The sequence below is a fragment of the Muricoccus vinaceus genome (assembly GCF_042433125.1).
Classification (GTDB): domain Bacteria; phylum Pseudomonadota; class Alphaproteobacteria; order Acetobacterales; family Acetobacteraceae; genus Roseomonas; species Roseomonas vinacea.
Map to the genome: position 1 here is coordinate 90559 of NZ_JBHLVZ010000084.1, position 23125 is coordinate 113683.

The window sequence follows — 23125 nt, forward strand, 5'->3', positions numbered from 1 at the left end:
TGTTCAAACGGAACCATTGCACGCGGCCGCCGGGCGCGCACTATGCGAATCGGTTGCTAGCCAACTGCCCACTCGTTTCGGAGGTGATCATGGCTAAACGTCCAGGCAACAAGGCTCCCCCCAGCAAGACACGCCCGGAGGCGGCCCGGCCCGGCCGCCGTCCATCAGCATCCACGGCACGCAGCAAGCCTGCGGCCGCCGGCGGAAAAGCCGCCTCCTCCACCGCCGCACGAAGTGCCCGTGGCGCCACCACTCCCACGAGGGGCAAGGCAGGCACGGCGGCTCCGTCGCGCGCGGGCAAGGCTGCTGCGCCCAAGACGACAACGGCTCGCAAGGTGGCGGTGCAGACGCCCGCCCGCGGCGCACGCCCGGCAAAGGCCGAGCGCAAGCCAGCTTCCTCCGCGGCCGGCAAGAAGGCTGCCCCCGCCACCAGCCGGCGCAGCGCGGCACCGCGCACGGCAGCAGCCGGCAAGGTCGCCGCACGCGGGACCCGCGCCACCAAGCCGGCAAGCAAGCCAGCCGCCGCGGCGGCGCGGCGGGCTGCCCCGGCCACCAGCAGCACCAGGCCAAAGGCAAAGGCAAGCGCCCGGCCTGCCACGGCCAAGGCCAAGGCGCCGTCCGGCGCCGCCTCCAGGGCCAAGGGGACAACCAAGACCGCCGCCCGCAGCCCTCGCGCGGCAGCAGCACCCGCGCGGCAGCCCGCCAAGCCTGCAGCCGCCACCAGCAGGCGCGCGTCCTCGACCACGGGATCCGGCCGGGCAACGCAGTCCCCTGCACCGCGAGGCGCCGCGGCAAAGTCCAAACGCCAGGACCGGGCCTCCCCAGCAGCCAAGAGCAAGGCGACACCTGCCAGCACCCGCACGTCGCGGCCCTCTCCCGCTCCGGTGAAATCCCCGGCTCGGCGCACCCCCAGGACCACCCCCGTCGTCCGGGACGAGTCGTCCGACACGGGGAGTTCGAGGCCGGCGCCGTCCAAACGGTCTACCCCGACCCGGGGTGCGGCGGCGACCACGGATCGCCGTCCACAGCGCGCACGCTCCGCACCCAAGAACCGCCAGGGAAGCGGTGACGAAGGCGTGGGGAACGCCCCGGATACCGCCGCGCCGCCGCCTGAAGGCACCGGGCAGCAGGCCGAGGCGGCGATGTCTCTCCCCGCTGCGATGGCCGGTGCGGGCGCCGCCATGATGGCAACAATGGCCGCGCCCGTTGCCGCGGCCGTCGGAACGGCGATGGCCGCCACCGCCATGGCGACGGGCCTCAACGCCGTTGCGGGCTTCTCGCAGAGCCTGACCGAAGCCCGCTCGCCCGCTGACGCCGATGCCGATGCCGATGCCGATGGCGATGCGACAGGCGGAGACGATGCGACAGGCGGGGACGAGCCAGCGGCGCGGGAGCCGGACACAACACCCCTGCCCGCCGGCTCGAACGACCTCGCCTGACCACCGGCAGAGCGCGGAGGCAGCCCTGGCTCACCCGGGCGCTGCCTCCGTAACCGCGTGGCATCAGGCGGTGCGGCGGCCTTGTTCCCTCGGGGTGTGGCGCGCGAGCCTCCATGGCGTGACCCGGCTCCGCAGTCCGGAACGCGAGGGCCCGGCGCACCATCGCCGAGGCGTGCGGTACGGGAGGGGCGCGGGCAAGTTGTTGAACGCCGGCCCTCGTCCGCGCTCCCCGTGATCAAGGTGACGCAGGGGCTCAGCCAATCCGCGGGGATCGGGACAGTTCCACCGCGATAACCCACCTCGCCCCCCAGCTGCCCTGAAACCGGCAAGTTGCCCAAGCCGGCTACCGGGCCAGGCCGATCTCCCGCAGGAAGGTGGCCGCGCTCCGGTGCTCGTCCTCCAACCGCGTGCCGAAGGCGGCTGCGCCGAGTGGCGGCGCGATCTGGCCTGTCCGGGCCGCCATCTCGCGGTAGCCGTCGCTTCGGACCGCGGTCAGGCAAGCGCCTTCCAGCCTGTGCAGAAGGGCAGCCGGGGTGCCGCGGGGTGCCATGATGCCGCCGAAGCCGCGCCATTCCACGGGCTGCCCGAGTTCCTTCAGCGTCGGTACCTCCGGCAGCGCGTGCTGCCGCTCGTCGGCGACCACCGCCAGCACGCGCAGATCCGTGCCCCGCACCGTGGCGAAGGTGGACATGGAGAACGCGAGGGCACCCGACTGGGTGTCGAGGATCATCTGTGGCGAGTTGCGGTAGGGCACGGGCGTCATGCGGACCCCGTTGCGACGCGCCAGTTCAAGTGCGACGAGATTGCCGACCGTGCCAGGGCCGGCATCGCCCCAGGACAGCGCCTCCGGGCGCGCCTTGGCGTCGGCCAGCAGTTCAGTGAGCGTTCGGTAGGGCGAGTTCGCCGGCACGGCCACGACGAAGATGTTCTCGAAGGTTTGGCAGACCGGGTCCAGGGCACCCCAGGCATAGGGCAGGCCGCGCACAAGGAAGGGCAGCGTCGTCAGCATGCCGGACGGGCCAAAGTAGAGTGTCGTGCCGTCCGGCTTCGCCGCCGCCGCAGTGGCCGCGCCCACGGCGCCGCCGCCGCCGTCCCGGTTCAGCACGACCACGGCGGTGCCTCCGCCCAGGGACGCGCGCAGCGCCTCCGCGAAGGGGCGGGCCATGATGTCCACCACGCTGCCAGCGGAGAAGGGCACGACAAGGGTGACGGTCCGCGGCACGCCCTCCTGCGCCCGGGCAGGGCCCGGGGCGGCAAGAACAGCGGCGAGCGTGGCGGTGCCCAGGATCCTGCGGGTGATCATGCTCGTTTCCCTTCCGCGCCCCTTTCGCGGGGCATGTTCTTCGGTCAGCGGGCCGGCTCTATGGCTCGCAGGAGTTCCGCCTTCTCCGCCACGTCGCGTGCCAGGCGGCCGGCGAAGGCGGCGGCGCCGGTGTGAAAGGCCGCGGGCTGGAGCGCCCGGCGGGCGGCGGCGCGGTACACCTCGCCGCCCGCCACCTCCGCGCATGCGGCCTCCAGCAGGGCGATCCGCTCTGGCGGCGTGCCGGAGGGCGCCATCAACCCGCCGAAGCTCGTCGGCGCTACGTCGAAGCCCTGCTCCGCCGCGGTCGGAACCTCGGGAAAGGCGGGGTTGCGCGCCGTATCGAAGACGGCGAGCAGGCGCATGTCCGTGCGGCCCGAGGCCGAGCCGAGCACGATGGCAGCGAAGTCGATCCGCCCGGCCAGCGCGTCCGTCATCACCGCACCGTCGCCACGGTAGGGCACATGCGTCATCTCGATGCCCGCCGCGCGTGCCCATTGCAGGATCGCGAGGTGCGGGATGGAGGCGATGCCGAGCGACCCGTAGGTCACGGCCCCTGGCGACGCCTTCGCCGCCGCGACAAGGTCCGCGAGGGTCCGCAGCGGCGAGTCCGTCCGCACCGCGATGGCCTGGGCGTTGGCGAACATCTGGCAGACCGGCCGCAGGGCATCGGCCCGCAATCCCGAATTCGGCTGCGTGACAGGCAGGACGGAGAGCACCAGGGAAGGCACGAAGGCCAGGGTGTGGCCATCCGCCGCCGCGCGCGCGACGCCGAGCGTGCCGACCGCGCCTGCCGCGCCGTCGCGGTTCACCACCACCACGGGCTGGCCGAGGCGCTGCTGAAGCCCCGTGGCCATGGCGCGCGCCATGAGGTCGGTGGCACCGCCGGCGGGATAAGGATTCACCACCTGGATCGGGCGGGACGGGAAGGCTTCCTCCGCCCAAGCAAGGCCCGGCAGCGCCATGATCGCGGCGAGGCTTCGTCTTCCGATCACCCTCCTTCTCCCCCCGCCACGTCGCCGCGCCGCGTCATTCCTGTGCCACCACCGCATCCGCCCAGGCACAGCCCGAGGTGAAGGGGCCGGGATTCGGGTCCGGCGCGCGCACGCCGCGGCGCGCCGCGTCCATGGCGATGTGGCGCATGCGGGCCCGCCCTTCCTCCGGCATGTGGAAGCGCTCGTGCCCCCAGAGCGTCGGTCCGTCGAAGGTCTCGTGCGGCTGCCAGGTCGCCGGGTCGATCACGCGCGCGCCCCAGCCGTACTCCACGAAGAAGCCGGAAGGCGTGTTGGCGTAGAAGGAGGTCATGTGGTCGTTGGTGTGGCGCCCGAGCCCGAAGGCAAGCCGCCCCTCCTCCGTGCGCGCGATGTCGTGGCCCTGCCCCACGTCGTCCAGCGCGCCCAGTTCCACCATGAAATGGTGAAGCCCGGAGCGGCCGGAGCCCACCATCGCGAAGGAGTGGTGCCGCCCGTTCATGTGGAAGAAGTAGAGCGGATAGGGATGACGCGACCAATCCGTGACGGAGAAGCCGAGCAGGTCGCGATAGAAGGGGATCAGCGCGTCCGCATCCGCCACGTGCAGCACCGCATGGCCCATGCCGAGCGGCCCCGTCCGGAAGCCGGCGATGGCGCGGCCCGGCACAAAGGGACTGTCCGCCCGCACGGCACCGTGGAAGGCCTCGAGCCGCGTGCCTTGCGGGTCCTCGAAGGCGATGAGGTCCATCACCTGCCGCTCGGCCGCCAGCGCGCGCGATCCACGCCTGACAGCAGTGCCCGCGGCCTCCAGGCGCGCCGCCAGCGCCTCCAGCGCCGCGGCATCGGCCACCTCCCACCCGACCGTCGCCGGGGCTGCGCGGCCGGAGACGAGGAGGCGCTGGCTGCGGTCGTCCATCCGGAAGGCCCGCATGCCGCCGCCCCGGTCCACCGCCTGCATCCCCAGCAGGCGCGTCGCGAACTCGTCCCAATCCGCCAGCCGGTCCGAGCCGATCACCATATACCCAAGCGACTGGATACTCATCGCCCTTCCTCCCGAACCACGGGGTTGCGCAGGATGCCGATGCCGGAGGCGCACAGCCCCACGGCGCGCCCGGCGAAGGCCGTGGTGAGGTCGGCGACGGTGTCGCCATCCACGGAGCCGAAACCCCGGGCTCCGTCCGCCTCGAGCAACACCCGTCTCATGTTGTCCTTCCCGTCGTCACCGCGTCACAGCGCCTCGGCCAGCACGCGCATCTCCGCCGCGTCGCGCGCGGCCCCGAACACGTGGCGGTCGGGACGCAGCAGCACCGCCTCCGCCCCGGCCTCGTCCAGCATCGCGCCCACTGCCGGCGCGGCATCGGCCACCAGCACGGCGCCGCGCGCCGAGAGGCGGTCCAGCATCTCGTTCGGCAGGGCGGCGGCGAGGCGCGGCCGCATCACGGCCGCGAAACGCAGACCCACCCGGTCATCCAGAAGCGTTCCGTCCGACAGGCGCGGCTGGGAAAGGAGGCGCCCGGCCGGCCCGGCCCAACCGGCGGAAAGGCCGGGGCCAAGGGCGGGGCGCACCGGCACCAGGCGCGCCGCCTCCCCACCGCGCAGCACGTCGGAGGAGACCACGGCCTCCATCGCCTTCGTGTTGATCAGCCCGCCGATCCGCACGGCCTCGCGGATATAGCCCTCCACATGCGGCGCGCGCTCGCTGCCGTAGCTGTCCAGCAGCGCCTCGGGCGCGGAGCCCTGCAGCACGCGGGCGAGCTTCCAGGCGAGGTTCGCGGCATCGCGCAGGCCCGCGCACATGCCCTGGCCAAGGAAGGGCGGCGTCTGGTGGGCGGAATCGCCGGCCAGCAGGAGCCGTCCCTCGCGCCAGCGCCGGGCGACCGTGCTGTGGAAGGTGTAGATGGCGGAGCGCTCGATCGTCGCGTCCTCCGGCGTGATCCATCGCGACAGCAGCGGCCAGGCGCCCTCCGGCTGCGCGAGGGGCGTGAGGTCGTCCTCGGGCCGCAGCGCGATCTCCCACCGGCGCCGGTTCCCGGTGCCCCGCACATAGGTTGCGGGGCGGTTCGGGTCACAGTGCTGCACCGTGTGGTCGCCGAGGTCCGGGCGCGGGCGGCGGAGCATCGCGTCCAGCACCAGCCAGCGCTCGTGAAAGCCGAGATCCTCCATCGGCTCGCCGATCCAGCGCCGGACAAGGGAGCGGGCGCCGTCGCAGCCCACCACGTAGCGCGCCGAAACCCGGCCGATACGGCCGTTCGAGAGATCCTCGAAGCGCAGCCCGACCGCGTCCGCGCCCGGCTCCAGCGCGAAGACCTCCGCCCGGCTCCGGAGGGTCACGGAGGGCCAGCGCTCCACGCCCCGGCGCAGCACCGCCTCCAGCTCCGGCTGGTGGAAGCGGTAGGAAACGTTCCAACCCTGCGGGCCGACATCCGGGGAGCGCGACCAGTCCAGCAGCAACCGCCCCCGCCCGTCCACGAAATGCGTCCCGGGCGAAACATGGGTGACCGGCAGCATCGCCTCGGCCAGCCCCATGGACTGAAAGATCCGCATCACCTCGTCGTCGAAGTGGACGGCGCGCGGCAGGTGGTAGGCGGCGCCCTCCCGCTCCAGCACCAGCGTGCGGACGCCCCCCGCGCCGAGCAGGTTGGCCAGCGCCGCGCCCACCGGCCCGTAGCCGACAATGGCGACGTCCCACATCTCCTCGCTCATGGCGCGGCCTCCAGCCAGGTCCGGCCTCCGGCGCGCAGGGCGGCCTCACCCTCGCTCCCCGGTCCGGGCAGGTCCGCCGGCACTGTCCGGCCGGCACGGCGCAGGCGCCAGGCGAGGAAGCGGTGCCCCGGCGCGTCGCCGGCATCGGGCAGCGCCGGCGCGACGCCGGGGACAGCCGGCACCATCCAGTCGTGGTCGTAGATCGCGTCGCGGCGCAGGACGCGCCAGGCGCCGTCCCCCCTGCGCTCCACCCGGTCGAGGAAGCGCATGCAGGTCTGGCCGATCATCTCGACGCCATCGACCGGGCCGCGCATGCAGAGCAGCACGTCGGTCTCCGCCAGGGCGCGGCGGCCGTTCAGCATCACCCGGCTGCCGCACATCACGTGCTTGGAGAAGGACACGCTGCGCCTCGCGCGGCAGGTCTCCACGAACCCGGCGAAGGGGCCGTCGAACCAGCTCACAGCGATGCGGCCATCCGGCTGGAAGGTCGTGGCCAGGACGTCCCAGTCGCCGGAATCCCGCGCGAAGCCCCAGGCCTCGATCACGCGGCGGATGGCGGCGCGGTCCGCCTCCTCGGCTGCGGTGCCGGGTTGGCCAGGATGCGCCGTCGCGGAAACGGTCTCGCTCATTCGATCGGCACCTCCAACTCCCGCACCAGCCGCCCCAGGCTGGCGCGCTCCCGCTCCATCAGGGCGGCCAAGGCTGCGGGACCATCCGCGGAAACGATGGCACCGAACTCGTGCAGGAGACGGTCGCGAAGGTCCGGCACCGCCAGCACCCGCGCCGCATCGGCCGCGATCCTTTCGGCCAGGGCGGCGGGCATCCCGCCCGGACCGAGCAGAGCGAACCAGCCTCCCATCTCAAAGCCCGGCAGCGTCTCGGCCGCCGCCGGTACCGCCTCCAATCCCGGGAAGCGCGTCGCCGAGGTGATGGCAACCGGCGAGAGAAGCCCGGCGCGGAGCTGCGGCGTGATCAAGGGCGTGCCGTCGATCACCAGGTCGGTGCGGCCGGCGATGGTGTCCTGCAGGGCCTGCGGACTGACGCCGTAGGGCACGTTGGTCAGCCGGATGCCCAGGCCGCGTGCGAGTTGCTCCCCCGCGAAGCGCGGCAGGCTCGTCGCGCCGCCGGTGGCGAAGGTCAGGCCTCCCCGTGCCTCACGCGCCCATGCGGCCAGTTCGGCCAGGGAGCGCACGCCGAGGCCTGGCCGTGCGGCCAGCACGAAGGGCGTGCACATCAACAGCGTCACCGGGGTCAGGTCGCGGGCCGGGTCGAACGGCATGGACCGCGTCAGGTGCTGGTTGAGCACCAGCGGCGAAGCCTGCGAGAAGAGCAGGACGTGTCCGTCCGGCTCGGCCCGCGCCGCCGCCCCCGCGCCGACATTGCCGCTGCCGCCGCCGCGGTTGTCCACCACGACGGGCTTGCCCCAGAGCGCCGCAAGCCGGTCCGCCAGCAGGCGCATCGCCGTATCCGGCCCGCTACCCGCCCCGGCCGGCACGATCACGCGCACGGGACGCGAAGGGAATGGAGCCTGCGCGAGGGTCTGCCGGGACCGCATGCCGCCGCCTGCCGCCAACCCCGCCGTCGCGGCGAGCCAACGGCGACGCACCGTCAACATCGTGTTCCTCCCTCGGCTCTGCGGCCTTGGGGAACGGTATAGCCAGGCCATGCGGGGCGACGAGCGCGATGCTGGAACTGTCCGCCTGGTGAACAGCTACCCCTCGCCGGCAGCCAGGCGTTCCTCGATAAGGCCCGCGGTTTCCAGCAGGGGTTCGAGGCACTGGCGAATGCCCTCGTCCCGCCCGATCACCCGCGCCATCCAGATCACGTTGATGCAGCCCAGCACGCGGCCGCCGTGCCGGATCGGCACGCCGATGGAGCCGGTGTGCGGCCAAGGCGCCCCGCCCTGCCGCACCGCATAGCCCCGGCGGCGCGTGGCGGCGAGCAGGCGGGCGATGCGGGCGGGGTCGCGCGCGGGGGCATCCGCCGGATCATCGGATTCCGCCAGGAGGCGGAGGATGCCGTCCCGCTCGGCATCCGGCACATGGGCGAGGTAGGCCAGCCCCACGCTGCTGGCGAGGGGCGGCAGGCGGCGCCCGACCATGCCGTGGTCGATCGAGAGCGGCGCGATGCGGTGAGTGGTGTCGCGAATGATCATGCGCGTGCCCTCCAGCGTCGCAACATCCGAAGGCCAGAGGATGCGCGCGGTCAGGGCCATCAGGGCGGGCTTGGCAACGGTGGAGATCCACTGCTCGTCCTCGAACCCCTCCGAAAGCTCCCGGACCCGGAGGCGCAGCAGAAAGCGGTCCTCCGATGCGCCGCGGGCCACGAAGCCGTCGTCCAGCAGCGTCTGCATGATGCGGTACACCGTCGCGCGGGAAAGACCCGTCTCGCGCGCCAGCGCCACGACACTGGATGGGCCCAGGCGGTTGAGCGCCGTGAGAACCTCAAGGCCCCGCGACAGGGCGCGGACTGGCTTTGGCTGCACCTGGCGTCCGGCTCAGCCGGGAGCCGCGGGAAACAACGAGAACCGGCATGCCCCATCGCGCCCCGCGCAGGAAGCGACGGCCAGGCCGGGCGTCAGGTTGCGACCGATCGGGGCAGGCCCCTGCCCGCAGGTCCCGCGGCGCCTTGGCCTGCTGCAGGCACCCTTCATCGGGGACGGCCGCGCCGGTCGTCAGGCGAGGGCATCGCGTGCCGCAGGCGCGCCAGGATCTCAAGCCTCGCCGCGTCGTCCGGCGCCTCGTCCAGTGCCGCTTCCATCTCGAGCAGGAGCGCCGCCCTGGCGTTGTGCCAGTCCGGCTGGCCGACAAGGCCAGGACGGCTCCGCCGGCTGCGCGATGCCGCCTCGTCCCGCAGGGGAGGCCCGCCGGCTGGCAAGGCGAAGGCCTCGTCGAGCACCGGGCGGACCAGCCGCTCTTCCGGCACCACGCCGCGACCGATCACCCGCATGGCAAGGCCCTCGATGGCGTCCGGCTCCCCGTGAACAAGAAAAACACCGCCGCGGACCGGCCCTCGTGCCGCGATCCAGCGGCCGAGTTCCGGGCCGTCGGCATGGGCGGAGTAGCCCTCGATCCGCGCGACCTTCGCCGCCACCGCATAGGTGTCCCCCTGGATCCGGACACGGCGAGCGCCGTCCTGGAGCAGCCGCCCCAGCGTGCCGGTTGCCTGGTAGCCGACGAGGGCGACGACCGTTCCAGCTTCCCCAAGCCTGGCCTTCAGGTGCTCGCGGATCCGGCCCGCCTCGCACATGCCGCTGCCGGCAAGGACCACCTGGAAACCATCCAGCTCCGTCACGCGCCGGCTCTCGGCGACGTCGGCGACGTAGCGCAGGCGCGGCGAGGCGAGCGCAGCCCGCACCGCCGCGCCGTCCTCCAGCGCGGCCGCGTGGCGGGCGAAGACGCGACTGGCGCGCGTGGCGAGCGGCGAGTCGAGGTGGATCGTCGTCGGCGGGATCGCGCCCTCGTCCATCAGGTGCACGAGGTCGAGCACCACCTCCTGCGCCCGCTCCACCGCGAAGGTCGGAACCAGAAGGGCGCCACCACCCTTCGCCGTGGCGCAGGCAAGGCGCGCGAGTTCGCCCCGGCGTGCTCCGAGGGCAATCGGAGGGCGATCCTCGTCGCCGTAGGTCGACTCGACGATAACGTGATCCACGCCCTCCGACGGGCCCTCCGGCCGCGGCTGCATCGTCCCGACGTCCGGCCCGAGGTCGCCCGAGACGAGGACGCGGACCGTCTCGCGGCCATCCGCGATCTCCAGCTCGATGGAGGCGGAGCCGAGCATGTGGCCCGCATTCCACCACCGCGCCCGGACGCCCTCGGCCGGTGTGGTCCAACGGCCGTACTCTGTGGTGTCCAGCAGTGCGAGCGTCCGCTCCGCGTCGTCCGCCGTGTAGATCGGCTCCAGCGGGTCCCTGCCGCGCCGGCGGTTACGCCTGTTGAGGCCCTCGACCTCGCTCTCCTGGATGTGGCCTGCATCCGGGAGCATACAGGAGAGCAGATCGCCCGTGGCCGGCGTCGCGTGGATGGCGCGCCGGAAGCCTTCCTTCCAGAGCTTCGGCAGCAGCCCGCTGTGGTCGATGTGGGCATGGGTCAGGAGCACCGCGCCGAGGCGGGCGACGTCGAAGGGAAACGGCTCGTAGTTCAGCGACTTGAGGGTCTTCGGGCCCTGGAACATGCCGCAGTCCACAAGGAAGCGTGCCCGCTCCGTCTCGAAATGCAGGCACGAGCCCGTCACCGTCCGGGCCGCGCCGCAGAACCGCACCTTCACTGTCATGCCATCCTCCCGGGAGCGGCTCCGCGCGGTGCGAGGTGGTTACGTTGGATCCACCCTCGGTGCCTTGATTTATGACAATGCACGCCAGCCGGCTATCGCGGTGCCCGGGTCCGAACCCGGCCGGGGCATGGGAAGTTGTCCCGGTGCACCGCCAGGCGCTCATCGGCTGGGTTGCCGGAATGCCCGCCGCGGGGCTGGCCTGGACGGCGGCAACCCTCCTCCGCGCCACCGCCGGCCGCCGCAGCCTTCATTGTGGCCAATCGGGTCCGCGAAGGCGCCCCAGGCCGTGCGGCCCCCGAGGCCGCTCGGGGGGCGAGCGGATGGCGCTGCCCTCCCGCGACCGGACTGCCACAGCGGCAACGGGCGGCCGCGCGCTGCCGCCGGACCCAGCCGGGACCCACGGTCCCTCTCGGGCAAAAATCGAGGCCGAGTGATGCGAGGCAAGGCTGGCCGCTGCCGCCGAAGCGGGCGACCTCGCCCTCCTCATGGACCGGGTGGATGGCGCACCCAAAACGGTGGGGGCGCGATCCGGTCCAGGCACACCGCCGCGCGCGCTGTCGCCCCTCAGGAGAGCCTGATGCCCGCCGCGCGGATGAGCGTGCCGAGACGGGCGCTCTCGGCCGTGATGAAGGCCGTGAACTCCGCCGGCGTGCTGCCGATGCTCTCGGTTTCCTGGCTACGCAGGCGCGCCTGCACCTCCGGCATCCGCAGGGCGGCCACGACCGCCTGCTGCAGCCGCGACACGCGGTCGGGCGGCGTGGCGGCGGGTGCGAAAAGCCCGCAGATGTCGCTCAACACGAAATCGCCGATGCCGCACTCGCTGCCGGTGGGTACATCGGGCAGGCTCGGAATGCGGTGGGCGGTCACGGCGACCAGAGGGCGGGCGCCGGCAGCAAGCGCCGGCGCCACCGTGCCGACGGAATTGAAGGACGCCTCGATCACGCCACCGGCCAGGTCGCGCGCAGCTTCGGAGCCGCCGCGGTAAGGAACGTGCTCCAGTCGGATGCCGGTGCGGAGCTGCAGCAGCTCGCCCGCCATGTGCTGGGCGGTGGCATTGCCAGGCGTTCCGTAGATCACCGGCTCCGGCCGCGACCGCGCCAGGGCAAGGAACTCTGCCATATCCCGTGCTGGAAAATCCTTCCTCACCGCGAGGATGGTGGGGAAAAGTACGGCCTGCGTGATGGGGGCGAAGGCCGCGGCATAATCGAAGGCCAAGCCTGTGAAAAGATGCGGGTTGGACGCGTGGGTGAGTGTTGAAAGAAGGATCGTGTGACCGTCGGCGGCTGCGGCGGCCACCGCACCGGCGGCGTTGGTGCCGCTCGCGCCGGAGCGGTTCTCCACCACCACGGTCTGGCCGAGGGCGGCGCCCATTCCAGGCGCGAGGAGGCGCGCCACGGTGTCGGCGGCGCCTCCCGGCGCGAAGCCGACGAGAAGACGGATGGGGCGGACAGGAAAGGCGCGGGCGAGGCCTGGCGCGGCGATCAGAGCGCCGCCGGCAAGAAGGCCGCGGCGGTGCGTGGTGATCTTCATCGTGTCAGACCGAGATCTTCGCGTCCGTGATGAGCTTGCGCCAGGTGTCATACTCCGAGCGCAGGATCGCAGCGGCCTCGGAAACCGTGGTGCCCCGCGCCTCCGCGCCGACGCGCTCCAGGTTGGCGGCCGTATCGGGACGGCGGATCACCTCCATGGTGGCAGCGTGCATGCGCGCGACAACCGCATCCGGCGTTCCGGCCGGCACAAGGAGGGCAAGCCAGAGGTCGACCACGAACCCGTCCATGCCGGCTTCCTGCATCGTCGGCAGATCCGGGAAAGCGCCGCTGCGCCGCGCGCCGGTGGTGGCCAGGGCGCGGAGCTTGCCGTCGTTCACCAGGCTGCGGGCGCCGGCGATGCTGCTGAACGAAAACTGCACGGCGCCCGTCATCATGTCGGCGAAGCCGGCCGCGATGCCACGATAGGGCACATGCGTCGCCTCGCATCCCGTGCGCATCGCGAACATCTCGCCCGCCAGATGCGGCGTGGTGCCGACGCCGGCGGAGGCGTAGCTGTAGCGGCTCCTGTTGGCCTTCGCGAGCGCGACGAACTCGGCGACGCTGCGCACGGGCAGGTCTGGCGAAACGACGAGCACGAGCGGCGAGCTGGTGAGGATGGAGACCGGCCGGAAATCGCGGAACACGTCGTAGGGCACCCTCGCCTGGAGCGAAGGGTTGATGACCAGGGCTGGGTCGATGACAAGCTGGGTGTAGCCGTCCGGCGCTGCCTTGGCGACGAAGTCGGCGCCGACGACACCGCCTGCGCCGGCACGGTTCTCCGTGACAACGGACTGGCGAAGGCCCTCGGTCAGGCTCTGTGCGAAGACCCGGCCGACAAAATCCACCGCGCCGCCCGGAGCATAGGGCAGCACGAGACGGATCGGGCGATCCGGGAAGTCCTGCGCGCGCGCCGTGCGACCACCCGTTGCCGCGAGGGCTGTGGCGCCCAGGAAGGTGCGCCTCTTCAACTTCAGCATCAGTGTTCTACCCGCTCGGAGATGTCGCCGACCGTGTCACCGCGTTCCCGTGGCCTTGTGTCGCGGAGGCTCTTCCGGCCACCCGCCTCGCCTGCCCCTCCCGGGACACGGCCCGACAGCCGCCATGGATCCGAGCATCCCAGGGATCGTAATGTCAAGACATTACCTCGCCGACCGGCGTCAGACCTTTGCCAGGTCGACCACGGAGTTCGGGAACAGCTCCTCCACCGCCAGGCGGCGCGACGTCAGGCCCTGCGTCGCCGCGTAATGCGTCATGCGTTCGAGCACATGCGCGTTGGCCGCGGCGCCATAAGGCCAGAAGTCGTCACCCATGAGGGCGCGGGTGCGTTCCAGCTCGTCCACGGCCCAGGGTAGCGTCGTGTAGAGATGGCCGATCTTGGCGTTGTCGATGAGGCAGAGGCGCTTGGCCTCCTCGAAGGCGGAGAAGATGTTCACGGGAAGCCAGGGAAACCGCTCCACAAGGGAGCGACGGATCCCGACGAGGTGCATGATCGGAAAAATGCGTGTTGTGCGGAAGTACGCTTCCTCTGCCGCGCGGTAGTCCGGGAAAAGACGCGTGACGTCGGGCACGCGGCCGAAGCAGGACGGTGCGCGGGCGGAGAGCAGGGCGTCGATCGTGCCCGAGGCGAGGGCGCGGGAGAGCGTCTCGCCCTCGGGAAGCGGGCGCAGCTCCACTTCGGCGGGCAGGTTGAGCGACACCACGTTGCCGCGCCCCGCCTCCTCCAGCCCACCGCTCCGCCAGCGAATATCGGAGGGCTGGACGCCGTGCTGGTCCGCCAGGATGCCGCGCATCCAGAGGGCAACGGTCATCTGGTACTCGGGCACGCCGACGGTCCTGCCGCGCAGGTCCTCCGGCCCCGCGATGCCGCGGTCGCTGCGGATGTAGATGGAGGAATGGCGGAAGAGGCGTGAGGGGAAGACGGGTATGCCGACATAAGGGCAGCGGCCTTCGGCGAGCTGGACCATGTAGCTGGACATCGACAGCTCGGTGACGTCGAACTCCTGGTGGCGGAAGTTCCGGTGAAACGCTTCCTCCGGCGACATGGCCACCGGGTAGAGCTCGGCACCCGCAACCGTCACGCGCCCATCGAAGAGCGCGCGGGTGCGGTCATAGGCGACACAGGAGAGACTGAGCGGCACTTTCAAGCGAAGGGGCTCCCGAGGCGATCCATGGCCCAGCGGGCGACGGCGAGAAGGCGCCGGTCCGCGTGGCGCGGGGCGACAAGCTGCACGCCGACGGGCAGGCCCTTGGGGCCGCGATGCGTCGGCAGGCCGATGGCCGGGCCGTGCAGCAGGGTCCAGAGGCCTTGGAAGCGGGAATCGCCGGTCGAGGCCAGCCCCTCCGGCGCCTCGCCAGCGGCGCCCAGGGTCAGGAGCGCGTCGCAGCCCGCCATTGCGTCCGGGAAGCGGGCGCGGGCGAACTCGGCGGCTCCCTGCGCGGCGGCATAGGCGGTGCGGGGGATGGCGCGGCCCTTCTCCACCGTGGCGGCAAGGCGCTCGCTCAGGCCTTCGCGATGGTTCGTCCATTCATCGGCGAGGGCCCGGGCGATCTCGTGGTCGTTGATCGTCACGCGGGCCTCGGTCAGGCCAGCGAAGTCGGGCGGCAGGCTCACGTCGCGCAGGGTGGCCCCGGCAGCTTCCAGGCGGCGCGCCGCATCCTCCACCGCCTCGCGCGCGGCCGGCTGCGCCAACTCCCAGAGAGCGGTGCGGCAAAGACCGATCCGGGGTGCGGGGATGTCCGGCAGCGGCTCGGGCGGGTCGGCGGTGAGGACCGCGAGGAAGAGGGCCGCGTCCTCCACAGTGCGTGCCATGAGGCCGATCGTATCGAGGCTGTCCGCCATCAGCTTCATGCCGGGGCGGGGAATGGCGCCAAAGCTCGGCTTGAGGCCGACCACGCCGCAGAAGGAAGCGGGGCGCAGCACGGAACCGCCGGTCTGGGTGCCCAGCGCCAGCGGGACCATGCCGGCCGCGACAGCCGCCGCGGAGCCCGAGGAGGAGCCGCCGGGCGTGTGCGCGGCGTCGTGCGGGTTGGTGGTGGCGCCGGGCGAGACATAGGCGAGCTCCGCCGTCACGGTCTTGCCGAGCATCACGCCGCCCGCCGCCCGGGACAGCGCGACGCAAGCGGCGTCGACCCGGGGCCGGTGGCCGTTCCAGATGGAGGACCCCATCCCGGTCGGCAGGTCCGCGGTGTCGATCACGTCCTTCACGGCGAAGGGGATTCCGTGCAGCGGCCCTCGCGCCGGGCCGGCATCGAGGCCGCGGGCGGAACGCAGCGTGGCCCCGGTGTCGATGGCGGCGAAGGCCCGCACCGCCGGCTCCCGCGCCGCCACGTGGTCAAGGCAGGCGCGGAGATAGGCCTCGGCGGTGAGGTCACCGTCCGCGATCCGCCGGGCGGCTTCGGTCGCGGTCGGGATCACCCGGCCGCCGCCGGGTCGATGAGGGCGACGATGTCCACGGGGGAGAGCGGCACCTTCGTGACATGCACGCCGAAGGGCGAGAGCGCGTCCTCGATCGCGGAAGCGATGGCGGCCGGAACGGGGATGACCCCCGCCTCGCCCACGCCCTTGATGCCCAGCGGATTCAGCGGCGTCGGGCTGTGCATGTGCAGGATGCGCACGGGCGGCATCTCGGTCGCGGTGACGAGCAGGTAGTCCGCCAGGGTGGTGGAGGTTGGCTGCGCTTCCTCGTCGAAGCGCATGTGCTCGAACAGCGCGTTGCCGATGCCGTGCGCGATGCCACCCATGAGTTGCCCGTCCACGATGCGCGGGTGGAGCGCGTTGCCGCAATCATGGGAAAAGGTGAGCGCGAGGACGCGCGCATCGCCCGTCTCGGCATCCACCTCCACCTCCGCCACGGCGGTGCCGTTGGCATAGGCCATGGCGTCGATCACCACCTCCTCGCTGGCGGCCAGACCGGGGCCCCGGCCGCCGGGAATGGCGAAGCCGGGCGTGCCCGCCACCGCGCGGGCCACGGCGGCGAGCGTCACCTTCATCTCCGGGACGCCCTTCACCCGCACGGCGTCGCCCTCGATCTCCAGGTCGCCCTCGGCGGCCTCCAGCAGCGTGGAGGCGATGTGCAGCACCTTCTCCCGCACGCGCAGCGCCGCGACATGGGCGGAACTGCCGGCGAGGACGGCCTGGCGGCTGTTGGAGCCGCCGATGCCCATGGGTGCCGCCGCCGTGTCCCCGGCGATGACATGCACGCGGGCCATGTCGCCGCCGAGCTGCTCCGCGACAAGCTGGGCGAGCATGGTGTGGGTGGATTGCCCCATGGCGGCCGCGCCCGTCGCCACGACGATCCGCCCCGAAGGCTCGATGCGGACGGAAACGTGCTCGAAGGGGCCCCGGCCCGTGCCCTCGACGTAATTCGCCACGCCGATGCCGAGGTGGCGGCCGGAGGCGCGGGCGGCGTGCTGCCGGCCGGGGAAGCCGGCCCAGCCGGCGGCGTCCAGGGCCATCTGCATGCAGCGCGGGTAGTCGCCGGAATCCAGCACCACCTGCATCCCGCCACGGGTCTTCAGCGGCGTGGCATAGGGCATGCGGTCGCCCGGCACGAGGTTGCGGCGGCGGATCTCGGCACGGTCGATGCCGAGCGTGCGCGCGGCCTGATCCAGCAGGCGCTCCATGGCGAACACGCCCTGCGGCTGGCCGGCGCCGCGCACGGGGGTGGTGGGCACCTTGTTCGTCACCGCGGCCCGGATCGCCATGCGGTAGGCCGGCACGACATAGGCGAGCGGCATGGCGGAGACGGCGCCCTGCGGGATGTTCACTCCGCGTGCCGTCCAGGCACCGTGGTCGTGCACCAGCGCGCCGCGCACGCCGAGGATGCGGCCCTCACCGTCCGTGGCCAGTTCCACGTCCCAGACCTGGTCGCGCTCCTGGGTGGTCGCGACGAAGTGCTCGCCGCGGTCCTCGATCCACTTCACGGGGCGGCCGAGCAGGCGGGCGGCAAGGGCGATCACCACCTCCTCCGGATAGGAGATGAGCTTCGGCCCGAAGCCGCCGCCAACATCCGGCGTGACCACGCGCAGCGCCCTGTCCTCCAGGCCGAGGAGGTCGCAAAGGAGGCGGTGGGCGGCGTGCGGCGTCTGGGTGCTGATCCAGACCGTCAGGCGGTCCTCCAGCGCGTCGTGGCGGGCGACGACGCCGCGGCATTCCATGGAATGGCTGCCGCCACGATGGATCGAGAGCTGTTCGGAAAAGCGGTGCGGGGCCGCGGAGAAGGCGGCATCCACCGCGCCGTATTCGAGCACCATCTCGGCCGCCAGGTTCGAGGGGGCGCCGCGATGCGCGGGCGGCGCGCCGGGTGCCAGGGCGGCGACGCAGTCGCCCACCGGCGGAAGGGGATCGTAGTCCACCTCCACCAGGGCGGCCGCATCCTCCGCAAGGTGGCGGCTGTTCGCGATGACCACGGCCACGGCCTCGCCGACATGAACCACCTCGGACTGCGCCAGCACGGGGCGGTGCAGCTCCAACCTGTAGGCTGGGCTGGGAAGGGCGACGACGAGGCGCGTGTCCGTCAGGTGCGGAGCAAGGTCCGCGAGGGTGAGCACCGCCTGCACCCCCGGCAGGGCACGGGCGGCGGCGGTGTCGATGCGGGCGATGGCCGCATGGGCGTGGGGGGATCGGAGGAAGGCGGCGTGCAGCAGGCCGGGGGGCGCGATGTCGTCCACGAAGCGGCCGCGGCCGCGGATCAGCGCGGCGTCCTCCACGCGCGGCACGTCGCGGCCGACCAAGCGCTGCGCGGAGGCGGCGGGCGGCACCGCCGTCACGCGCCCGCGCCCCGCATCGCGCGCGCGGCTTCCATCGTGGCGGCGATGATGCTGTCATATCCCGTGCAGCGACAAAGATTGCCGGAGATGGCCACGCGCACGTCCTCCTCCGTGGGGTCCGGATGGACCTGCAGGAACTCGGCCAGGGTGGTCAGCATCCCCGGCGTGCAGAAGCCGCATTGCAGCCCATGATGGGCGCAGAAGGCGGCCTGGAGCGGGTGCAGCGCCTCATCCGTGCCCAGTCCCTCGATCGTGGTCACCGCGCATCCGTCGGCCTGCACGGCGAGCATGAGGCAGGCGCGCACGGCACGGCCGTCCACGAGCACGGTGCAGGCACCGCAGACGCCATGCTCGCAGCCGAGATGCGTGCCGGTCAGGCCCAGAGTGCCGCGCAGGAAATCGGCGAGATGCTCGCGGACCGGCGTTTCGGCCTCGTGTTGCACGCCGTTCACCGCGAGGGCGATGCGCCGGGAGTCGCTCATGCCGCTCCTCCCGCCCGGGCCAGGGCCGTTTCCAGCGCGCGCCGCACCAGCGTGGTGGCGAGGCGGCGGCGGTACCAGGCCGGAGCCTGGGGGTCCGACATGGCCTCGATCTCCTGGCAGCGTGCCGCGGCGCCGCGGAGCACCTCCTCCGAAGGCACGGCACCCAGCAGCGCCGCCTCCGCCTCCCGCAGCCGCATCGGCCCGGCCGCCACCCCGCCCAAGGTAAGGGAGGCCCGGGTCACGCGGCCGCCTTCGACCATCAGCAGGGCGGCGGCGGAGACGATGGCATAATCGCCGTGGCGCCGCGCGAACTCGGCGAAGCAATGACCATGGCCCGCCGGCCAGAAAGGAAAGCGGATGGCGGTCACCATCTCCTCCGGCGCCAGGGCTGGGGTCATGAACCCTTCGGGAAACGCATGGATGGACAGGTCCCGCGCACCGGCCGGGCCGCGCACCTCCAGCACGGCGTCGAGCGCGGCGGCGACGGCCACCAGCTCCGCCGAGGGGTCCAGGTTGCAGAGCGAGCCCCCGACCGTGCCGCGGTTCCGCGTCTGCCAGTGCCCGACAAAGGACAGCGCCTCCGCCATCACCGGCAGGCGGGCGCGGACGAGCGGGTGCTCCTCGACGTCGCGCTGGCGGGTCATGGCGCCGATGCGCAGCGCGCCGTCCCGCTCCGTGACGCCGTCCAGCCCCTCGACGCGATTGAGGTCGATGACATGGTCGGGGAAGGCGACGCGCATGTTCAGCATGGGCATGAGCGACTGCCCGCCGGCAAGGAGGCGCGGGTTCTCCAGCGTGGCAAGCAGGTGCAGCACCTCCTCCACATTGCGCGGGTCGTGATAGGCGAAAGGGGCCGCCTTCACGCGAGGCCGCCCAGCAGGCGGTGAACCGTCGCGGGCACCACCGGAAGCGCCGTGATGGCACCCGGCCGGCGCAGCGCGTCGTCCACCGCGGCGGCGATGGCCGCTCCGGCGCCGTTCGTTCCTCCCTCCCCCGCCCCCTTCACGCCCAGCGGGTTCAGCGGGCTCGGCGCGTCCTCGGCGATCAGCACGTCCACCACGGGCATCTCGGCGATCGTGGGGATCAGGTAGTCGGCGAAGGTCGTGGAAAGCGGCTGGCCGCTCGGATCGTAGCGGAACTCCTCGTACAAAGCGCCGCCCAGCCCCTGGGCGAGCCCGCCGACGATCTGCCCCTCCACCAGCATCGGGTTGATGGCGCGCCCGACGTCGTTGGCGACGAGGTAGCGCTCCGCCACCACCCGCCCCGTCCCGCGATCGATGCGCACCAGAGCCAGATGGATCCCATAGGGATAGGCCATGTGGTCGGACCAGAACCACCGCTCGGCGGTGAGGCCGGGCGTGTGGCCATGCATCGCCCGGGAATTCGGCCCCATCCCGCGCGCGATCTCGGCGAGGGTGACAGTCGGCCCGGCAAGGCCGTCCTCGCGCATCACCACGCCGTCGCGGATGGTCAGCCCGGACGAGGGCAGCTGGAGAAGCCGGGCGGCGCAATCCAGCGCCATCTCGCGCACGGCGAGCGCGGCCTTCCAGGTCGCGGAACCGGACATCACCGTCACGCGCGAGGCATGGGCGCCGTTCCCGAACTCGATGCGGTCCGTGCGGCCGCGCACCACCCGGACGCGGGCGTAATCCACGCCCAGCGCCTCCGCGCAGATCTGGGCGAGAACCGTCTCAACCCCCTGCCCCACCGAGGCCGCGCCGCTCACCAGCTCCACCGCGCCGGTCGCGTCCACCGCGACGCGGACACCGTCCGAGGGCCCGAGGCCACTCTTCTCGACAAAGAAGGCAAGGCCGGCGCCGACGCACTCCCCTGATGCGCGGCGCGCGGCGAGTTCCCCCTGCAGCGCGTCCCAGCCGAAGCGGGAAAGCGCCTTGTCGAGCAGACCCCCGTAGTCACCGGAATCGAGCACGACGTCCACACCGAGCGTATCCAGCGGCCGCGCATGCGGCATCTCGGCGGCGGTGACGAGGTTGCGGCGGCGGACCTCGATCCGGTCGAGCCCCAGGCGCGCGGCGATGGCGTCCATCACCCGCTCGCGCACGAAGGTGGTCTCGAAGCGGCCAGGGGCGCGGTAGGTGGCGGAGGGCGTCTTGTTGGTGAGCCGGAAATGCCCGGCAACGCGAAAGGCGGGCAGGCGGTAGGGCCCGGGCAGCATGCCGGCGGCGAGGTCCACCACGCGCGCGCCATGGGTGCGGACATAGGCGCCCTGGTCGTGGAAGAACACGTCGTCGATGCCGAGCAGCCGGCCATCCGCGTCCACGGCGGCGCGGATGCGGTGGTGCTGCTCGCGGGAATGGTTGGTGGCGACCAGGTGCTCGCGCCGGTCCTCGATCCACTTGACCGGCCGGCGGAGCCGCAGCGCGGCGGCGCAGACCAGCAGATCCTCCGGGTAGAGCTCGCCCCGCACGCCGAAGCCGCCGCCCACATGGCCCTCGAACAGGTGCACACCCTGTGGTGGCCGGCCAAGCAGGCGGGCGATCTCGTCCCGGTTCCAGTGCTGCTTCTTGGCGGTGCCATGCAGCTCCAGCACGTCGCGGGCAGCGTCGTAGCGGGCGATGGCGCCGCGCGTCTCCAGCGGCACGCCGGAATGGCGGCCGACCGAGAGCTCCAGCTCCACCACCGCATGGGCAGCGCGGAAGGCGGCCTCGACCTCGCCATACTCCTTGCGGACAATGGTGGGCTCGGTGTGCAGGCCCGGCGCGAACTCGCCCGGAGCGGCGGTCGCATCAAGGAGGACCGCCAGCTCCTCGGCCTCCACCACCACCATCTCCGCCGCGTCCTCGGCGCGGTAGGCATCATCGGCGAAGACCACCGCGACGGGCTCGCCGACGTAGCGCATGCGGTCTCGCGCCAGAACAGGCTGACAGTAAGGCTCCAGGCCGCGCACCTTCGTGGCGCGGAACGGGATGAGGGGGATGTCGGCCACGTCCTCGGCCGTCCAGACGGCAACGACGCCGGGCATGGCCCGCGCCGCCTCCGTGCTCACCGACAGGATGCGCGCATGCGCGAGCTCCGCCCGCACCACGCGCATATGGAGCTGGCGGGTGAAGTTCACGTCGGCCGCGAAAAGACCCTCGCCCCGCACCAGGGGCGCGTCCTCGATGCGCGTCACGGACCGACCGACGAAGTCGCCGGGGCCGGCGGCCAGGGCGGGCCTCTCCTCCACGGGAATCAGCCCGTCCATCACGCCACCTCCGCGGCGGCCGTTTCCGCGCGCATGGCCGCCGCCGCGGCCCGGATCGCCTTCGCGATGTTGGCGTAACCGGTGCAGCGGCAGATGTTCGAGGACAGGGCGTCCACCAGCGCCTCGTCACCGATGGCCGGATCCTGCTCCAGGATGGCGGTGCCGAGCATCAGGAAGCCCGGCGTGCAGTAGCCGCATTGCAGCGCGTGGTTGTCGACGAAGGCCTGCTGCAAGGGCGAAAGCCGGCTGCCCTGCGCCAGGCCCTCCACCGTGCGGAGGGCGCGTCCCTGCGCCTGCACCGCGAAGACCAGGCAGGCGCGCACGGGCTGGTCGTCCATCAGCACGGTGCAGGCGCCGCAAACGCCGTGCTCGCAGCCCAGATGCGTGCCGGTCAGACCGCAATCCTCCCGGATCACGTCGGCCAGCGTCCGCCGGGCCTCCACGCGCACGGCGTGCCGCTCCCCGTTCACGGTGAGGACGATGTCGTGCAGGCCGCTCATTCCGGAACCCCCGTGGCAGCGGAAAGGGCGCGGCGGATCGCCGTCTCGGCCAGATCGAGGCGATAGGAGTCCTCGTCCATCGGCAGCAGCCCCGCGCGCGCCGCCGCGGCCGCTTCCCTGAACAGGGCGGCGGAGGGTGCCCTGCCCTCCAGCATCATCTCGGCCTCGGGCAACCGGCGCGGCCGGTCCTCCACCGCGCCGAGGCCCAGCCGCGGCGCCACGATGGCCCCGTGCCGCAGCTCCACCACCGCAAGCGCCGCCGCCTGGGCGAAATCGCCGGAGCGGCGGCTGAACTCGAAGAAGCCCGTCCGCACCGTCTCGGCCAGCAGGGGAAGCCGCACCTCCACCAGCATCTCGTCCGGCGCCAGCGCCGTCGTCATGAAGCCCTGGAAGAACGCCTCGCCGGCCACCTCCCGGCCGCCCCGCACGCTGCGGAGCAGCATGGACGAGCCAAGGGTCGCCGCCAGCAGGCACCATTCGGAGGCCGGGTCCGCATTCGCCAGGCTTCCGCAGAACGTACCGCGGGTGCGGATCGGCAGATGAGCGACGTGGCCGCGCATGGTCTCGAGCAAGGCGCCCAGTGGTCCCGGCACCGTGCCGGTCCCGAGCGCCGCATGGCGCACGCAGGGACGGATCCGCAGGATCCCGTCCTCCGAGGTGAGACGGTCGAAGCCCGGGACATTGCCGATGTCCACCAGATGCGCGGGCCGTGCGACGCGCAGCGCCATCGCGGGAATGAGGCTCTGCCCGCCAGCCAGGATGCGCCCCTCCTCGGGGGCGAGTTCGGCCAGGAGCGCCAGCGCCTCTCCCTCCGTTCCGGGAGCGTGGTAGTGAAAGGGCGCCGGCTTCATCGCGCGCGGCCGATCGCCCCGGCCTTCGCCAGCATCCGGATTGACATCACCTTTCCTCCGAATGGAAGGAGCGCATTCGCCCTAATGTCAGGACATTATTTGGC

General features: G+C 72.4%; 21 protein-coding genes. 1 reads left to right on the top strand and 20 read right to left on the bottom strand.

Features of this window, described 5'->3' with window-relative positions:
* Positions 1–40 precede the first annotated feature (40 nt).
* On the bottom strand, positions 41–745 hold the full coding sequence (locus ACFFIC_RS23535; RefSeq protein ID WP_377054952.1) for a hypothetical protein: 705 nt from the start codon (positions 743–745) through the stop codon (positions 41–43).
* Positions 746–1076: 331 nt separating this feature from the next.
* Here ACFFIC_RS23535 and ACFFIC_RS23540 point away from each other — a divergent pair, with 331 nt between their 5' ends.
* On the top strand, positions 1077–1439 hold the full coding sequence (locus ACFFIC_RS23540; RefSeq protein WP_377054954.1) for a hypothetical protein: 363 nt from the start codon (positions 1077–1079) through the stop codon (positions 1437–1439).
* 343 nt (positions 1440–1782) lie between these two features.
* On the opposite strand, the gene ACFFIC_RS23545 is transcribed toward ACFFIC_RS23540, so the two are convergent.
* The 19 genes from ACFFIC_RS23545 to ACFFIC_RS23635 form a co-directional block, all read right to left on the bottom strand.
* Positions 1783–2742: a tripartite tricarboxylate transporter substrate binding protein gene (locus ACFFIC_RS23545; protein ID WP_377054956.1), complete on the bottom strand. Its 960-nt coding sequence runs from the start codon at positions 2740–2742 to the stop codon at positions 1783–1785.
* Between the two features lie 44 nt (positions 2743–2786).
* Positions 2787–3734: a tripartite tricarboxylate transporter substrate binding protein gene (locus ACFFIC_RS23550; RefSeq protein WP_377054958.1), complete on the bottom strand. Its 948-nt coding sequence runs from the start codon at positions 3732–3734 to the stop codon at positions 2787–2789.
* A 34-nt stretch (positions 3735–3768) separates the two neighbouring features.
* A complete protein-coding gene (locus ACFFIC_RS23555; RefSeq protein ID WP_377054960.1) occupies positions 3769–4752 on the bottom strand; it encodes a VOC family protein in 984 nt (327 codons plus the stop codon).
* Entirely contained in the window at positions 4749–4913 is a 165-nt protein-coding gene (locus tag ACFFIC_RS23560) for a hypothetical protein (protein ID WP_377054962.1), read from the bottom strand. The genes ACFFIC_RS23555 and ACFFIC_RS23560 overlap by 4 nt, the downstream gene beginning before the upstream one ends.
* A gap of 24 nt (positions 4914–4937) precedes the next feature.
* The gene (mhpA, locus tag ACFFIC_RS23565; protein ID WP_377054964.1) at positions 4938–6413 is read right to left on the bottom strand and encodes a bifunctional 3-(3-hydroxy-phenyl)propionate/3-hydroxycinnamic acid hydroxylase MhpA; all 1476 of its coding nucleotides are present in this window, start codon (positions 6411–6413) and stop codon (positions 4938–4940) included.
* The gene (locus ACFFIC_RS23570) at positions 6410–7042 is read right to left on the bottom strand and encodes a nuclear transport factor 2 family protein (RefSeq protein ID WP_377054966.1); all 633 of its coding nucleotides are present in this window, start codon (positions 7040–7042) and stop codon (positions 6410–6412) included. Before ACFFIC_RS23570 ends, mhpA begins: the two co-directional genes overlap by 4 nt.
* The gene (locus ACFFIC_RS23575; RefSeq protein WP_377054968.1) at positions 7039–8028 is read right to left on the bottom strand and encodes a Bug family tripartite tricarboxylate transporter substrate binding protein; all 990 of its coding nucleotides are present in this window, start codon (positions 8026–8028) and stop codon (positions 7039–7041) included. Before ACFFIC_RS23575 ends, ACFFIC_RS23570 begins: the two co-directional genes overlap by 4 nt.
* 96 nt (positions 8029–8124) lie before the next feature.
* Entirely contained in the window at positions 8125–8898 is a 774-nt protein-coding gene (locus tag ACFFIC_RS23580; protein ID WP_377054970.1) for a helix-turn-helix domain-containing protein, read from the bottom strand.
* Positions 8899–9062: 164 nt separating this feature from the next.
* Positions 9063–10685 carry an MBL fold metallo-hydrolase RNA specificity domain-containing protein gene (locus ACFFIC_RS23585; RefSeq protein WP_377054972.1) on the bottom strand — a complete coding sequence of 541 codons (1623 nt, stop codon included), beginning with the start codon at positions 10683–10685 and terminating at the stop codon, positions 9063–9065.
* Positions 10686–11249: 564 nt separating this feature from the next.
* Positions 11250–12215 (bottom strand): Bug family tripartite tricarboxylate transporter substrate binding protein, encoded by a 966-nt coding sequence (locus ACFFIC_RS23590; RefSeq protein ID WP_377054974.1) that lies wholly within the window; start codon positions 12213–12215, stop codon positions 11250–11252.
* A 4-nt stretch (positions 12216–12219) separates the two neighbouring features.
* Entirely contained in the window at positions 12220–13191 is a 972-nt protein-coding gene (locus ACFFIC_RS23595) for a Bug family tripartite tricarboxylate transporter substrate binding protein (RefSeq protein ID WP_377054976.1), read from the bottom strand.
* A gap of 180 nt (positions 13192–13371) precedes the next feature.
* Complete coding sequence (locus ACFFIC_RS23600) at positions 13372–14352, bottom strand: substrate-binding domain-containing protein (protein ID WP_377055720.1); 981 nt, start codon at positions 14350–14352, stop codon at positions 13372–13374.
* 2 nt (positions 14353–14354) lie between these two features.
* Positions 14355–15629, bottom strand: a complete 1275-nt coding sequence (locus tag ACFFIC_RS23605) for an amidase (protein ID WP_377054978.1) — start codon at positions 15627–15629, stop codon at positions 14355–14357.
* Positions 15626–17983: a xanthine dehydrogenase family protein molybdopterin-binding subunit gene (locus ACFFIC_RS23610; RefSeq protein ID WP_377054980.1), complete on the bottom strand. Its 2358-nt coding sequence runs from the start codon at positions 17981–17983 to the stop codon at positions 15626–15628. Before ACFFIC_RS23610 ends, ACFFIC_RS23605 begins: the two co-directional genes overlap by 4 nt.
* Positions 17980–18465, bottom strand: coding sequence for a (2Fe-2S)-binding protein (locus tag ACFFIC_RS23615; RefSeq protein ID WP_377054982.1), 486 nt, complete (start codon positions 18463–18465; stop codon positions 17980–17982). Before ACFFIC_RS23615 ends, ACFFIC_RS23610 begins: the two co-directional genes overlap by 4 nt.
* Positions 18462–19328, bottom strand: a complete 867-nt coding sequence (locus ACFFIC_RS23620; RefSeq protein WP_377054984.1) for an FAD binding domain-containing protein — start codon at positions 19326–19328, stop codon at positions 18462–18464. Before ACFFIC_RS23620 ends, ACFFIC_RS23615 begins: the two co-directional genes overlap by 4 nt.
* On the bottom strand, positions 19325–21670 hold the full coding sequence (locus tag ACFFIC_RS23625) for a xanthine dehydrogenase family protein molybdopterin-binding subunit (protein ID WP_377054986.1): 2346 nt from the start codon (positions 21668–21670) through the stop codon (positions 19325–19327). Before ACFFIC_RS23625 ends, ACFFIC_RS23620 begins: the two co-directional genes overlap by 4 nt.
* Entirely contained in the window at positions 21670–22170 is a 501-nt protein-coding gene (locus ACFFIC_RS23630; RefSeq protein WP_377054988.1) for a (2Fe-2S)-binding protein, read from the bottom strand. Before ACFFIC_RS23630 ends, ACFFIC_RS23625 begins: the two co-directional genes overlap by 1 nt.
* The gene (locus ACFFIC_RS23635; protein WP_377054990.1) at positions 22167–23021 is read right to left on the bottom strand and encodes an FAD binding domain-containing protein; all 855 of its coding nucleotides are present in this window, start codon (positions 23019–23021) and stop codon (positions 22167–22169) included. Before ACFFIC_RS23635 ends, ACFFIC_RS23630 begins: the two co-directional genes overlap by 4 nt.
* Positions 23022–23125: the final 104 nt, after the last annotated feature.